This window comes from Mucilaginibacter sp. FW306-07-L (assembly GCF_058782065.1).
Genome location: NZ_JBYSXI010000002.1, coordinates 564,679 through 579,472 on the forward strand (window position 1 = coordinate 564,679; position 14,794 = coordinate 579,472).

13 protein-coding genes are annotated in these 14,794 nt (G+C 41.9%); 1 reads left to right on the forward strand and 12 read right to left on the reverse strand.

Features of this window, described 5'->3' with window-relative positions; translation table 11 throughout:
• Nucleotides 1–401: 401 nt before the first annotated feature.
• The 6 genes from AC3WJC_RS12620 to AC3WJC_RS12645 form a co-directional block, all read right to left on the reverse strand.
• The gene (locus AC3WJC_RS12620) at nucleotides 402–3,557 is read right to left on the reverse strand and encodes an AAA family ATPase (RefSeq protein WP_492399472.1); all 3,156 of its coding nucleotides are present in this window, start codon (nucleotides 3,555–3,557) and stop codon (nucleotides 402–404) included.
• The gene (locus AC3WJC_RS12625; protein WP_492399473.1) at nucleotides 3,550–4,095 is read right to left on the reverse strand and encodes an ABC-three component system middle component 1; all 546 of its coding nucleotides are present in this window, start codon (nucleotides 4,093–4,095) and stop codon (nucleotides 3,550–3,552) included. The genes AC3WJC_RS12620 and AC3WJC_RS12625 overlap by 8 nt, the downstream gene beginning before the upstream one ends.
• Nucleotides 4,082–5,371: a S1 family peptidase gene (locus tag AC3WJC_RS12630; protein WP_492399474.1), complete on the reverse strand. Its 1,290-nt coding sequence runs from the start codon at nucleotides 5,369–5,371 to the stop codon at nucleotides 4,082–4,084. Before AC3WJC_RS12630 ends, AC3WJC_RS12625 begins: the two co-directional genes overlap by 14 nt.
• Nucleotides 5,364–6,581: an MBL fold metallo-hydrolase gene (locus tag AC3WJC_RS12635; RefSeq protein ID WP_492399475.1), complete on the reverse strand. Its 1,218-nt coding sequence runs from the start codon at nucleotides 6,579–6,581 to the stop codon at nucleotides 5,364–5,366. The genes AC3WJC_RS12630 and AC3WJC_RS12635 overlap by 8 nt, the downstream gene beginning before the upstream one ends.
• A gap of 68 nt (nucleotides 6,582–6,649) precedes the next feature.
• Nucleotides 6,650–6,823, reverse strand: coding sequence for a hypothetical protein (locus tag AC3WJC_RS12640; RefSeq protein WP_492399476.1), 174 nt, complete (start codon nucleotides 6,821–6,823; stop codon nucleotides 6,650–6,652).
• A 43-nt stretch (nucleotides 6,824–6,866) separates the two neighbouring features.
• Nucleotides 6,867–7,307 (reverse strand): response regulator, encoded by a 441-nt coding sequence (locus AC3WJC_RS12645; RefSeq protein WP_492399477.1) that lies wholly within the window; start codon nucleotides 7,305–7,307, stop codon nucleotides 6,867–6,869.
• A gap of 675 nt (nucleotides 7,308–7,982) precedes the next feature.
• Here AC3WJC_RS12645 and AC3WJC_RS12650 point away from each other — a divergent pair.
• A complete protein-coding gene (locus AC3WJC_RS12650) occupies nucleotides 7,983–11,030 on the forward strand; it encodes a DEAD/DEAH box helicase (protein WP_492399478.1) in 3,048 nt (1,015 codons plus the stop codon).
• 244 nt (nucleotides 11,031–11,274) lie between these two features.
• Here AC3WJC_RS12650 and AC3WJC_RS12655 read toward each other — a convergent pair whose 3' ends face one another.
• The 6 genes from AC3WJC_RS12655 to AC3WJC_RS12680 form a co-directional block, all read right to left on the reverse strand.
• A complete protein-coding gene (locus tag AC3WJC_RS12655; protein WP_492399479.1) occupies nucleotides 11,275–11,457 on the reverse strand; it encodes a DUF3606 domain-containing protein in 183 nt (60 codons plus the stop codon).
• Between the two features lie 18 nt (nucleotides 11,458–11,475).
• Nucleotides 11,476–11,679 (reverse strand): DUF2188 domain-containing protein, encoded by a 204-nt coding sequence (locus tag AC3WJC_RS12660; RefSeq protein ID WP_492399480.1) that lies wholly within the window; start codon nucleotides 11,677–11,679, stop codon nucleotides 11,476–11,478.
• 43 nt (nucleotides 11,680–11,722) lie between these two features.
• A complete protein-coding gene (gene ligD / locus AC3WJC_RS12665; protein ID WP_492399481.1) occupies nucleotides 11,723–12,733 on the reverse strand; it encodes a non-homologous end-joining DNA ligase in 1,011 nt (336 codons plus the stop codon).
• Between the two features lie 273 nt (nucleotides 12,734–13,006).
• Nucleotides 13,007–14,038, reverse strand: a complete 1,032-nt coding sequence (locus tag AC3WJC_RS12670; protein ID WP_492399482.1) for a hypothetical protein — start codon at nucleotides 14,036–14,038, stop codon at nucleotides 13,007–13,009.
• A 76-nt stretch (nucleotides 14,039–14,114) separates the two neighbouring features.
• Nucleotides 14,115–14,351: a hypothetical protein gene (locus AC3WJC_RS12675; protein WP_492399483.1), complete on the reverse strand. Its 237-nt coding sequence runs from the start codon at nucleotides 14,349–14,351 to the stop codon at nucleotides 14,115–14,117.
• A gap of 10 nt (nucleotides 14,352–14,361) precedes the next feature.
• The gene (locus AC3WJC_RS12680) at nucleotides 14,362–14,784 is read right to left on the reverse strand and encodes a DUF1810 domain-containing protein (protein ID WP_492399484.1); all 423 of its coding nucleotides are present in this window, start codon (nucleotides 14,782–14,784) and stop codon (nucleotides 14,362–14,364) included.
• Between the last annotated feature and the right edge of the window lie 10 nt (nucleotides 14,785–14,794).

Genomic DNA, 14,794 nt, shown 5'->3' on the forward strand with positions numbered 1-14,794 from the left:
TCAGCCGTCTGACTTCCTCCAAAACAAGTTTTTTCAAAAGAAAAAACGGAAAAAAAGAAAGCCAGCTAAAAGGTCGGGGCAGCCGCAAACCGGAAGGAAACGGAATAAGTCCCGAAGGGCGGCCAGGGGCCGTTATGCCGTAGTCTTTTGGTTTGTAAGGATGCCCCGGTATACCTTAGCTGCCTTTTTTGCCGTTTCGCATTGAAAAAATCCAAACGCAAAAAATTCAGTAAGACGCTGTCAGGAATAAAAAAATCCGGTTATAGCACCGGATCATTTGTTGTAAAATATAAAATGTACTGCCACTTCTGCATCAGGGATTGCAGCGGATATCCTTTTCCAGGAGAAAAGATTAGAGTGGAAAGCCCGCCCGAAGGGGATGCCCAAAATACTTACTAGATCTACTGTATAAAGCTTGCTTGTCCAAAATTTTTAATTTCATAGTATTTTACTGGAAATGCGTCTGAAGGCATTTTATTTCGCATTAACTTATAAAAGTTCTCATCATGAGAAGATATGACGATCTGCCTGTCATACTTTGTAATCATCGTTCTTATAAGATCAATAAAAGACAAAACATTAATATCACTCAAGTTTTGAATAGGATCATCCATGAAAATTGTACCAATCTCATCGTTATTTACTTCGAAAGCTTTAGCCAGAAAGATACTTAAGGAAAGTACATTGAGCTGCCCTGCACTCAAATACAGAGATGGGTCAAGTTCTTCATTGCTACTTATAGCTTTGATTTCAAGTATCGGGCCACTGGAAGTAACCTTAGGATTAATTTTGATATGATTTAAATCTGGATGCGGTTCAATCCTAGAATATATCTGATTAATGACATCTTCACTAAAATGATGCTGAATTTCACGGTTGATATATTCTTCAGCCGTCTGCCGGCCTTCCGTAATTTTAATCAGACTGCTTTCTAATGCAGTAACTTCGGAACTCCATGTAGCAATGTTATCCTGTTGTAAGTTCTTATTTACATTTTTTTCAATAACTTTTAAACCCACGAAAAGCGCTTCAAGCCTGCTAAGTTCTGTTTCGAGCGCGTCACTTTCATCGGTATTTACCTTCATTTGCTGTGTGAAAAACGAGTCAGTGTACTCAGGTACTTCAGATAGCGTTTTAACACGACTTTCGAAAGTATCAAGATGGGCCGCATTTGTCTTCGCCTCATTTTCCTTCTCAATCCTGACTCCTGCAACGTCCGCCTGTTCAATTTTTAAAGCATGATTTGCGATTAACAGTTCCGCCGCACTTTTTTTGCCCCCTATATCTTTTAATAATGTTTCCAGGTTTGTAATATCTGAAGTAACCGCTTTCAGGCGTTGGTCCAGTATCTCTTTAGAAAAAGATTCCGGTAAAATATCTAAATCTTCAAGTAGTTGTTCCGCTTCCAAAAGAGTTTCATCTTCCAGTAAGATGTCAAGCTTATTTTTGGCAGTAGCATTATCATTTCTTAAAGTGGAAATTACATTCTCGGCAGAAAGGATAAGCTCTGTTTTGCCTTTTAATATCGCAGACATTCTTGTGCTTATATTAGCAAGCCTTTGCAATCGCAGGTGCATTTCACTTTTAAAACTTTCAAAATCAGGATCAGCCTCGTCCAATTCTTCTTGACGATTGTCAAGAAGGTGTTGCCTGCTTGAACTGGCAGATATAATTGCATTATCGAGTTGCCTTTCATTAGTAAGAATCTCACTTGAAATACTATCTTTTTGTTGTTGCAGCGCTGCATAAGTTTCTCCAAAGAGAACCACTTTATCATGGATATAATCCTGAATTATAGTTTCATTCTCATTTAATGAAGCAACAAGTGCTCGGTGTGTAGCGTGAGCCCCGTCAATCTGCCTTTTAAGACTCGGCGCGTTGCTTCCCTGATTTTTTTGCGCCTCTATCTTTGTAAGCAGCGCTGAGGCATCTTTAAATCCCGATGCACATACCGGGCAATGGCTTGCATCAGTATCCTTTACATATTGTCCTGCCCACTCAAGCAAATTACCTAAAGTTTCTTCAAGAGAATTGTTACGCGCAAGCGTGGACTCTAACTCTGTTATGGAATTGGTTGCGTCTTCCACCGACTTTAAAATTTGTTCCCTGCTGTCCATAGCGCCAACCAGGTCCACTTTCATTATATCCGGCAAATTATCATACTGGCGATTTCGTAGTATTTCCTGTAGCTCTGATCGTATTGCTGATTCTGACGCCATTGCGTCTTCCTTTTCTTTAAGCGCTACTTTCTGCTGCTGAATTTTTGACAAAAGCTTGTCCTGTTCAACGGTCCAAAATCGATAATTTTCTAACTCTTTATCCCAAAAGGCGAGGCGCTGATCCAATTGGGTGTGCTCTCTTTGCACTTCATCATAATACTGCTGCAAAGATACTTTTGAGGCATTGTAACCCCTTACATTACCGAGGTACCGGTCAATCTTTTCGTGCGCTGAGCGCATGGCCTGGCGCAGGTCTCTCTCATCAGCATACAATTTCTGAACAAGGTCATAGATACTGACAAGTTTGGTAAGTTTCTGCTGCTCGCCATGAAGCCTGGCAAGATTTGTTGACTGGTCACTTTGCGATTTTATCAACGATTGCAAATCAGCGTAGCTTTTTTCTAATTCACCGAGTTGTGCGAGATATTTTGCTATTGCGGTTCTGTCAGTTATCCATTGTAAATAATTGGGTAGTTCGGAGCGGAGACTTCCCACCTTGGATATAGTTTCTTTACTGTCTAAAATTTTGAGTTTAGCTTTTTCGATGTAGCTCTGGATCAAGGATAGTATACTATCGTAGGTTTGCTGGTTTACCTGCTCCGATAAAGGATCGATTTTAACATCTAAAATGGAATTTTCGACAATCTCCTTGATCGCGATATTAATTGGGGCAATTTGCTCATCGGCGTTTAAATATTCAGCAATTATGTTCCTGGCTTCAGAGATATTACTTTCTAAATCTGTTTTTTGATTTTTTACTGCCGCTAAGTAGCTATCAAGTTTTTGTAATATGGTTACAGCTTTTTCGCCCTCGGGCCAAAAGTTTTTCAACTGATTGAACCTTTGATCCGGCGAAGTGTGCCGTAGAAACTCATCGATTTGGTCCTGAGTAAGTATGTTGGTGCGCACAAGCTTTTGAAGGGTATCCGAATTAAATTCTGAAATCTCTTGATTGAACCTATAGTCGTGCCTAAATTGCGAATTCGTAATTTTACGGTCGTTTGCGGATCTGCTAATCTGCCTATTATCGACAGTTGTTATAACTACATTCCCTATGAGGCCGTTTTCATGGCTTTTTCGATTCGTTAGTAGTATTTTATTGCCGCTTGAATATTCTTTACGCTCTACTTCGCTGCCCAAAACAGGACCTTCAAAACGCCGGATTTTACTGGAATAACACCACTCAACAGCGTCGAAAAAAGACGTTTTACCAAATCCATTGGGAGCATAAATAACCATTAGATTCGCTATATCCTCGTGGCCCATTTCAAAATTGAAATCCTGCTGTCCATTGTATATCCGAAAGTCAGCGATGCGGATGTTTTTTATTTTAGTCATCGTTCAGGATTTTAAGTAGGCTTTCAAGGTTACTTCGGTTATTCATGACGTCAATTCGCTGTATAGCAGCAGCAACTTGCGGATGCTTTGCGATGATAATATTTTCCAGGCTTTCGGCCTGAACTGCACGCTGCGGGATATCGATATCAATCAACGACTTTACCGCCGTTGACTTAATGTAATTATCGTCAATTTGCTTATCCCCGATGAACCAAACCATCTTCCTCGCGGAAAATTTGTCCTGGAGAATATTTTGCTTCAGTTCTTGTGGAATTTCCTCCTTGACTAGGTACAGCAAATACAGATTCCATCGTTCCGCTGCTTTTTCAAGGGTTCTGCTTTGAAAGCTTATGGCCACATGGTCGCGTAGATCTTTATAATGCTGCGCCAGCTCGTCCGCAGTATCATAAATAGAACTAAAGAGATAGATCTTTATTTTCCCGGAATCCGCAGACCAGCAATTTACCCGTTCATCTTTGAAAAACTCATCAAAGGCGCTCAGATGCTCAATGGTATGGTGTGATTTAACTAATTGCATGAGTGAAAATTTCTATTAGGTTTGTAGTTGCATCCGCAAGCGTTTTGCTGCCGGCCACCTTTAAAGAGAGTTGCGTAAAGCTTAAAACACCGAAATCTATGCTTGCCGGGAGATTTAACCCTGCATCAGCGGGACTCGCTATATCAACTATGATTTTTTCCTTATCTTCTTTAGTGAAAGGTTGGAAACCGAAAGAAGGGGTATGAGAATGAAAAATATGGCAATGATTATTTTGCAAGGTACCAGCGATAGAATGCTCAATCAAGTACCTCTGTGCAATTGCGAAATATTCTTTCTCACTGGTAAAAAAGAATTGAAGTGTAAGGTCGATATCTTGGTTTACTTTAGTTTCAACCCCTGTTACCAATTTTGAGACTTCGGCTTTGGGTATAGTGATATACACAGCATTTATGTCCGAAAACTGGCCCCTCAACATTAAAACGTAAGAAAGGAATTCGAGCCACGCCATCCAAATATGTTTATTTAGTCCTGTGGTACGTTTAAGATGGCCAATAATTTCTGCTAGGCCTCCTGCAAATTCCGGAAATAGTAATTTTCCTTTAAGACTATCTGCAATTGTCTGCGGCGACGTCATTTTTGAAACTGCCGTCGCATGGCCAATGCCGATATTTTTAAAATCGCCACTTATAGTTTGAAAGATTTCCGGCAGGTATTGAGTAAAATCCTGTAGCGCATCTTCCTGGATAGGAATTCCGTTTGCCTTCAAAAACGGCTCTGCTTTCTTAATGCTGACGGAACATAAGTCGTTGACATCTTTGAAACGCATTATAGAAGTCACTTGATTGAGCTGGTTTATCAGGCCAGAACCGGAGAATCCCCGAAATGTACGATTTACCTGAATAGGTCCGGGTGCCAATACTACATCATGGGTGTGAGTAGCCGCAATGACATTAATAATTGTTCCGTTAAGCCGCGTGCCTACACTTTGTCCTTCTTGCGTTTCAGGGTGTCCGTGGGTAGCCCATTCCATGCCAATAAACGGTTCTTCTTTACAGAGCGTCACAATGTTTGTAAAGGTATGTTCCTCAGTTTTCAGAATAGCTAAGTCATTTTGTAGGCATACATCTGCAACGCGCACGGTTATTTCATTGGAGGCAATATCCCTAATGGTGAATATTGCATCCTGGAAATGTTCAATAACGTGGTAAGCGGTTAGCACTAAATTTTCATGCACGACAATGCCTGTGCCGACAATTTGATTTGTAGTATTTAATATTTTACAAGTTTTAGTTTGTAAGTCCCTGGTATCAATCATTTAATGGTACGGTATTAGTAATTTCAACCGAATAGTGGAATTCATCCATTAGATCCTGTTTAAAAATTTCTTTTAGGTGGTCTGGACTGTAATTAAAGACAAGCTTACGTTGTTCTATACCGAACTGGAGAGGCCTGTCAATTATGAAAGCAATAGTTTCGATATCGGGATGTACATGTGATGGGTGACCGCCATTGGTCGAAAAAAGATATAATGGGCTGTCAATTAATCCATACAACTCCTTGGGATTGTTGTTAAAGCTACCATGGTGCGGCACTTTCACTGCATCAAAATAAATCTTTTCCTGATTTGGATACAGGCTTTTAAGTTGTTCCATTATGGGTTCAGCATGCGCATCTGCAAGCATTAATATTTTTTTCTTACCTGTATCTAAAATAAACGCGATTGAACTGCCATTGCCAGGGGCACTATCCGCCTTGTATTCTGATTTTTCCTTTACCTGCTTTATGTATTCTTTTGTGATAGGACTTGTTTCGGAGCCACTAATGCTACCGGTATATATTTCCGCTTCAGCAGTTCCCTCATTTCTGCTAAATAGTTCAAAAGCGTCATCTAAAAGGTCTGTATCCGAAACTTCAATATTCATTTTCTTCAAAGCATCCTCAAAAGAGCTCTCAAGTACAGATAATTGCCGCCTATCGGGTCCAAGCAAAATAAGTTTGATGTGATTATTTACTACAATCTCTTTTACATGCTCTGTGCATACCGCCTGGTCTTTAAAATCAGTGTTCCACGCGTATTTTTTTTCTAAAAGGACCTGACCCAATAGAGAAGCTTTGGCAGCCCCAATTTCTTCACCTGTATTATCGCCAGGCAGCTGCTGTTCTGCGACAAACTTGTGGATACGCAATATCTGCTCCTCGTTAGGATTACCTCGTTTTTTGTCAAATTGAAGGTGCCTATAGGTATTATGCCAAACTTGATTGATCTTTATGATTTTAGGATCAGCGAATTGGCCATTTTCTTTTATGAATTTTGCGGCACTGCTAATATGATCATCGTCGTAATGGCTTACAATAAATCGGTCAATAACCTTACCCTGAGCATTAAAGCATTTTAAAAGTGGCAGCAACCCATGTTTATAATTATATCCGCAGTCAATAAGAATATTAGTGTTTTTGGAGTCATTTTCAACATCAATTAAAATAGTATCTCCGTAAAGCGCTGGCAATAGATTAATTGTGATCATTCTAGGTTGATTGGCATGTTAAAGATATTGAAAATTTCATCAACCATTTAAGAATTTTATAGTAATACTTATTGCTGCACAATTCGATGATCTCCAGATGCGCCATTCTTTCTGTGGACGCGCTCCATTTCGGGATTATAGCCAGGTGAGAGTGTCCGTTCATTAAGTAACCGCTCGCGCATTTCAAAGTCATACCAGGCCATTCCTATCAATTCATTGGCAATATGTTTATTCGTAGTCACGATTGATAAGCAGGTACAATTTCCAATATTTTTTACTACAGTGTCAGCTCTCTGACAGATAGCGCTCCACCAACGGCTGTATGGCCTTGCTAAAATACTGCTTACCTTCGTTGACTGCACGTACTGCTGTTTCCAGTTCCGCGGGATCGGCTCCTTTTAACAGGTAACCTTCAACGCGGTAGTTTAGCATCCTTGCTAAATTTTCGTAATCATCATTTACACTAAACACAATGAGCTTTATAATGGGATATCTGTGCCGCAATGTCGCCACAGTGTGAAAACCGTCCATCACAGGCATATTGATATCCACAATGCAGATCTCAGGAAAGGGTTCAATGCTTTGCAGGTTGTCCAAAGCTTCTTGTCCATGTCCGGCTTCCCAGAGCAGCTCAAAGCCGAAGCTTTCAAGGTACTGCCGGATAGCATGGCGCAGCAGCTCATTATCGTCAATGAGCGCTACCTTGATCTTACTTTCTTTGTCCATTTTTCTTCTTTTTGGCAAAAACCAGAAAGTGATTTACAAAAACACCGGCGTTATCGGCAGTGTAAGTAAATAAGAAGATGGACTAGAGAAAAAGTTGCCGGGGGCAGGGCAAGCTGGAGGGCCAAAAGAATTTAGCAGTACCACAATCGTTATTTACTTATGGGTACCACTATAAAAAAACGTGGGACACCACACTTACCGATACTGAGGTACTGGTATACCTAATCCCCGGATAAGCGAGCGCCCACGCCTATGGCATGAGCGTTCTTACCTATCTTCCCGGGGATACAAAAATTACCAGTTTTCAGTACCGAGATTTAAAGCAAAAACACTTTAAGTTTTATATGTATTGGGCAAAGATAGGGCATTTTAATACCGCCAGCCAAGCATACACCCTACAATTTATTATCACGGCATTGCTTTGGTGTCATCACCACATACTTTCGGAAAACACGCACGAAGTAACTTACCTGGCAGTGAGTGGCCGGTATTAAGTAGATTTGTATATTAGCAGTAAAGTATGCCTTCGGTAAACTTTCCGGTTTGCGCGAATGCTACTTACCATACCAAAATGTGTTAAAAGGTATATTAGTTTGTTGGTGTGAACCTATACATGCAACCAGACGCATTGGGATTAACCCGCTATGTCATTATTAACCTGAATCCTGTTAACAATTGAAACAAAGAGATATACTGAAATTTTGGAGGGACATAGAAATATTTGACCTTCCAGATTTTAATAACGATGCTGCGCTTCTCAATAATGGCGACATCTTGCCGTGGCTCCAACAAAGACCTGGTAACAGGAATAATTATAAATGGCGCTATACACTCATTTTTGGTAGAATTGAAAAAAAACTGATCCTTGACCACCTAAATACACTGCTTAAGGTTGATGAAAGAAGCGACTGGGAAGAACCTGTACAGGGATTCAGCTGTTTATCCGCCCTGATTCTCGATGAAGATGGCCGGCCGCAGCAAGACAGCTACATTACTGCAAGCTATACGTTTGGTATAAATGTGTTAGAACAAAGGAAAGAACTTTCTTCAGTTTCCATAGACCTGGAAAAAGCAAGAGACCTTTTTTTGGAACGTTATAATATTCCTGCCAACATTTCCACAGAAGGAACTGCAAATAAAGGGGATGTGGTTTATTGGGGACAACTGAATAAAGAGGTCGGCTACTTAACGAACCTTGCGAAATGGTATCAGGACAATATTAAAGTATTTATATTGGTGGAAGAGGTCCCAAAAGACAGTGAGCCCGCTTCAGGTTTCCTAAACAGTTTTTACATGGATGATCTAAATTTCCTGTCAGCCATTGAGAACAATAAAAATCTCGGCGTAGCCCTCCAGCAGTATCTCACATTGCAGCCCTCCAAAAGGGAACGAAAAGATTTAATCAAAAGCAAGAATCTGTTTTGCGAAACTTTAGATCCCAATCTAATGCCGGCAGGTAGATGGCCTGCTAAAATAGAACACGGTTTGTATTCTGCACAGGCCGGGGCCGTAAATACCATATTTTCAAACTTAAGGGACAATGATGGGTTACAGGGGGTAAATGGCCCGCCGGGCACCGGTAAAACCACTCTCTTATTGGATGTTATTGCCGAGATTATCGTTGAGCGCGCTAAAGCGATATCAAAATTAGGCTGTGAAAATTTGTTTAAAGGCTATAATAGAATTGAAAAAGAATCCGGCTTCACCTTACACACGTACAATCTTGTGCCCTCACTCCAAAGAAACTTCGGTATTGTGGTAGCAAGCAATAATAATGCTGCGGTTGAAAACATCAGTAAAGAGCTTCCCCTCAAAAGCAAGATAGATGCTGCTGTTTTTCCTGAAGCTGATTATTTTTCTGAATGTGCTAAAGCTATTATAGACGAGGAAAGCTGGGGAGTATTGGCCGCTGCTTTAGGAAATGCAAAGAACAGAAGCACTTTCAAAAAGGCTTTTTGGGAATCCCATGTTGACATCTTAGGATTCAATGACTTACTGCACAACGTCTATAAAGACACTGAAAATGACGAGGTCCAGGCCCATCGCGAATCTTTTGGCCGCCATCAGGAACGCTTACGTTCATTACTCGCTAATTTTCAAGAATTTAAAATTTTAGCTGGTTCATTTCATCAACAGTTGCCATTATTTATTAAGAATAAAAAAGAGGAATCCAGAGTAATTACGATGTTGGAACAATTACCGGCTGCTAAATGGCAATTGATAGCCAAAAAGGAAGAGGTTTTGGATAAGGAAAAAAGCGCCAATAAAGAGGCCGAACGTGTTCAATCCCTGCTTAACCTCCATAGCCAGCGTAAACCTTCATTCTTTTTCTTTCAAAAACTTTTTAACACCACAAATTTTAAAAAATGGAATTCCGAGGCGGAAGAGATACTAACCAGTTTAAAACAAATTAATTCCGAATTAAAAGAAATAAAAGGGATACTGGAAAAGAATCTTAAAGATATCCAGGCAGTACTATCAAAACAAAAAGAATGTGAGGCTATATTGAACCGGGTAACCTCTTTTTTTGCGGAATACAAAAAATTGCAGGATATCCTATCACAACGATATGAGATTGATACCAAGAACCTTTTCAATATTGAATTTTTGGATAAGGATATTTCCGATATTCATTTGCTTCATCCTTATCATTCGCCAAAAATAGCGAAGCTCAGAAGTGATATATTCATTGCCGCGTTACAGTTACATCGGGACGCCATCCTGGTGAATGCAAAGAATATCAGAAACAACTTAAGGGCCTACTTTGAAATGACTGCTGGATGGGTCAAAGTAGATGCTGGAATTGCCCAAAATTTATGGGATACTTTCTTTCTTTGTGTCCCTGTGGTCTCTACTACATTAGCTTCAGCCAGCAGGCTTTTCCCGAATCTTGGTAATCAACAAATTGGCTGGTTACTGATAGATGAGGCCGGACAAGCTACCCCTCAATCCGCAGTTGGATTGATTCACCGGGCAAAACGCTGTGTTATCGTAGGAGACCCTTTGCAGGTGGAACCTGTGGTGACCATGCCGGAAAAATTAGTCACAAAATTGAGAAAAGAACATGCCGTTGACGTTGACTGGTCGCCTTACCGGGTTTCTGTACAGCAATTAGCCGATAGGGTTTCCCTTTGGGGAACATATATGAATGCAGGCGATGCCGATGAGAAAATCTGGACAGGTTTTCCCTTAAGGACTCACAGACGCTGCGATGATCCTATGTTTTCGATTGCTAATGAAATTGCTTATAGCAACCAAATGGTGAAAGCCATTAATATAAATTCTACAGAACCATTTATCGGGCTCTCATGCTGGTTTGATATGAGCGCCAGTCCGACACTCATTAACAAACATGTTGTAAAAGAAGAAATAGAGCTTTTGATACAAAAGATTTCCGAATTGAGAAGTGTAAGTTATTCAGGCGATATCTACGTTATCTCTCCATTCAAATCAATAGCCTCCTATTGTAATGAGAAATTGAAAAACCATAAGAAGGTATCTTGCGGGACTATACATAAATTCCAGGGAAAGGAAGCGGATATAGTATTTCTCGTATTGGGAAGTGATCCAAAATCTTCAAAGGCTCGGAACTGGGCATCACAAAAACCAAATATACTCAATGTCGCACTTACTCGGGCAAAGAAGCGGTTTTATGTTATTGGGAATAAAAAACTTTGGGTTTCTTGTAAGTATTTCAACACAATGGCTAAAATAATTAAGTAGTATGTTGGGAAAGACTGTTCCTAAATAAACGTTTTTTCTTAAAAATTACCAGTTTTCAGTAGCGAGATTTAAAGCAAAAACACTTTAAGTTTTATATGTATTGGGCAAAGATTGGGCGTTTTAATACCGCCACCCAAGCATACACCCTACAATTTGGACATAAAATCATGAATTTTAAAAAAGTAGAAAACCAGACAAAAAAAGGCCAGATTAACCAGCCTTTAAAATGATGTACCAATTGTAATTACTTACTTCTTTTCAGGTAGGCTTCAACCGCATCACGGTCGTTGCCTACACTTTGTATGGCTGCCCGTACCTGGTCCCGTGTCACACCCAGTTTCTCCGCAAGGTAACCGATTTCATAATCCTCGTCACCGGCCACCTGGCTGCGGTCACGGCCATCCCTTTTGTTTTTATCGTCTGACATAATTATACGTATTAAAGGTTATTTACTTTTTCCAGAACGCTTATCACCGCCGGATTGTTCTTTTTTTAATACTTCCCTGGCGCGTTTTAAGCCAGTTGCGATGGCAATGCCTTCTTCAGCACCGTCTTTTAAAAGCTCGTTGGCTATTTCAACGGCTTTCTCCCTCAGCTTTACCGGCTGGTTCTTGTATGATGGCGGATAGTCGCCTTTGGCCCATGGCATATGAATGATTTTTAAGGTTAATCATTATAAACAGTTCTCATATTTACCTGACATTTTCAGTGCCTTTATGGTCGAGCAGTTCTTCGACATGGGCCGCTGTTTCCGGTACTTCCCGCACGACCTGCGAGGGGTCTTTATCCAGCCTAAAACCCAGGAAAGTGGCGGGTTTGCGTATCCTTCCTGATTTGGTCCAGGTGGCAAACTCAAAATTGGCGACAAGCTCGGGTTTTACCCAGTGCATTACCGCACCTTTGGTATCAAGCACTTTATTTCCGAAGGGCGATTGGTCAATTTCAAGGGCCTGAAGCTTTTTAAGGATGCCCGGCATTTCCTTGTCTTTGTATCCGCCCCCGGAGCGGCCGATCCATTCGAGCTTCCCATCTTTGTAAGCGCCAAAAAGCAGGCTTTTAAAGGCGCGGGACTTATCCGATTCCGCCCATCCGCCGATGACAAATTCCTGTCGCTTGCGGGTGGGGACCTTAAGCCAGTCGTTGCCGCGGGCATCTTCCCGGTAAGGGCTGTCTTTCTTCTTGGCGACAATGCCTTCAAGGTTACGCTTTAGTATTTCCTGGTAAAGCGCGCTGCCATCTTCAAAGCTTTCGCTGAAGCGGAACACCGGGTGGTCTTTTACCAGCATATGCAGCAGGTTCTTGCGCTCAGTCAGCGCAATATCTTTCAGGTCGTGGCCGTCAAGCCATAAGAGGTCAAAAACGCAGTATGATATTGGTGTATGATGGCCGTTGTACTTTTGCAGGGCATCAAAGTCAGGGCTATCGTTCTTATCAAAAACTACTACTTCACCATCCAGTACCACATCATGCCCTAAATTTTTCAGCGCCTCTGCGACAGGCGGGTACTTAGCAGTATAGTCAAGCCCGCTTCGGGAATCCATCCGCACCTTGCTGTCCTTTTTATAGGCGACAATACGGTAGCCGTCCCATTTCATTTCGTAGAGGTACCCTGGGAGTTGCGGCACATCTTTGACTAAAGTGCACAACATTGGCGACACCTTGGAAGGCATTTTGTCCGGTCCATATTTTGGTTTTTGTGCCATACGCTGCAAAAGGATGCTTAATATAACAGTGTGCCTGCCTGAATTGTTCTTCGTTATGGACTACTGAAATTACGAAATAGGCAGAAATGCCGTTATGATAATAGCAAAACTTTAACGCGTCCAATTTAGTCAGGCTATCCGTAAACAATAAAAGCTTCCCAACACTCGCTGCGGGAAGCTTTAACCTAAACCTTATCATACAGGGCGTGGTGCCCTGAAATGCGAATATGGCTATAATACTGCCTATTTCAAAATCATACCGTTTGCCCCGGTTTAGAAGTCGTCATCAGCAAAATGTATCTTCCGGCGCAGGCGCGTAAAAAGGTAGTCGTTCAACATGTTGAAATATACATCCTGGTATCGAGTCTCCCTGCTTTCTGAAATACCGGTGCCACTCAGGGCAACCTCTAAAAGTACACGCGAGTTAAGGCTTTCTTGTATGCCTGCCATAGCGCTGAACATATCTTCATCCCCGCTGCACAGGCGCAGCTCGCGGTAGGTCCGGAACGGTGCAATATCCACTTCCATTTCCTCGCGGAAAACCTCTGCTATCTGGTCGGCAGCCTCCTCATCGTCCCCATTACCCGACATCAGGGCCACTATGGACATAAAACCGACAAAGCTTTCCTTAGTCCCCTGCCACTTGATCTTCCAAAAATCGGGGTTGCCCATTTGCTCTTTGATATCGTCAGGCATTTCCAGCCTTAGTGCGATCTTTTCCAAAGCGCTGTAAATGGCGTCGTTGGTTTCAGGCTTGTAGTCTTCGAGCCTTGCCATCAGGACAGGGAGCGATAGCACCCCGCCAATATCGGCCAGGACATCGGCGATGGTTTCTATATCCCAAAGGTCCTCGGTACGCCGTAACACTACCAGCAAAAAAAGCTCGCCTTCTGTGCCCGGGGCTGCCCGCAGTGCCTTAAGGGCTGAATTGCGTTCCACCAGGTCACCCTTTCGGATGCACTCTTTTATAAGATGCAGGTCCGTCCCTTCAGGCAAGTGCAAAGGTGCGATATGGCTGAGCAATAAATCCCTTGTGATATGATCTGGGCTTTCCAATCCTTTGAGCAGGCAGGTGGCTATAGGAAGGTCGGGCTCATCAAGTATAATACGTTCCAGTATCAGCCTTGCTACCGCTTTGCGGTAGGGTTCCTTTTCATTTTCGATGAACCTGCAAAGCAGCGGGAGGTAACTTTGATAATCCTCCCGGTCAATTGCCCGGAAATTAGCATCCAATGCAAAAGAAGGTTCACCGGGTAGGAGGTTACCTTTGAGCAGCTCGGTAATGTAGTAATGGGTGTCTGTCATGGCTGGATGTGTTTAATGAGCAGATACACAAATTTAAGAATTTCAGTAACTATAGGCACATTTAACCACCCTTCCTTTACAGCAGTGGCATTTTTCGCAGGTATTTTTCGAGCGGCTCCCCTTGTTTGAAAGGCAGCTTACCTACAATTTTATTGGAGGCAGCATCATAATGTACTTCCACATAAAAATCATTAATGGCATAGAGCTGATAATGGCGCTTATCCAAAATAATATCGTCAATGTGCACGCCATGATCCCATATGGCCTGGTATTGCAAATCATCGTTAAGGGATAGGAAATCATAGAGTTTCATAAGATCTATATTAACTTTGGAGCAGTCCCATGGTCAATGGGTCCAAATAACCGGTAAAATATTTGAACAGCACTTCACTGAACACAGGGTGCGCACCTTCAACCTGCGCGAACAAAGTCATAGAGGAGCGCAATTTCATGTCATCAGGAGAGCCGAAGATGTCGGTAGCGGTCTTTCCCTTATGCGCGAGTAGTGCTGAGGCGATTTCAATCAGGTTCTTTCCCAGTACCGGATGTTTAAGATAGTCGGTTGCCTCCTGTAAATCCCTTATGGCATAGAATAGTGCCGTATCACTTCGCCCAAGCCCGGCAAGTTGGGGAAAGACAAACCACATCCAGTGCGTGGTTTTCTTGCCGTTTTTCACTTCCTCCAATGCCCGGAGGTATACCTGGTTCTGTGCATCCAAAAAGCGGGTTAGCCCATTTGATTTCATAGTTTAATCG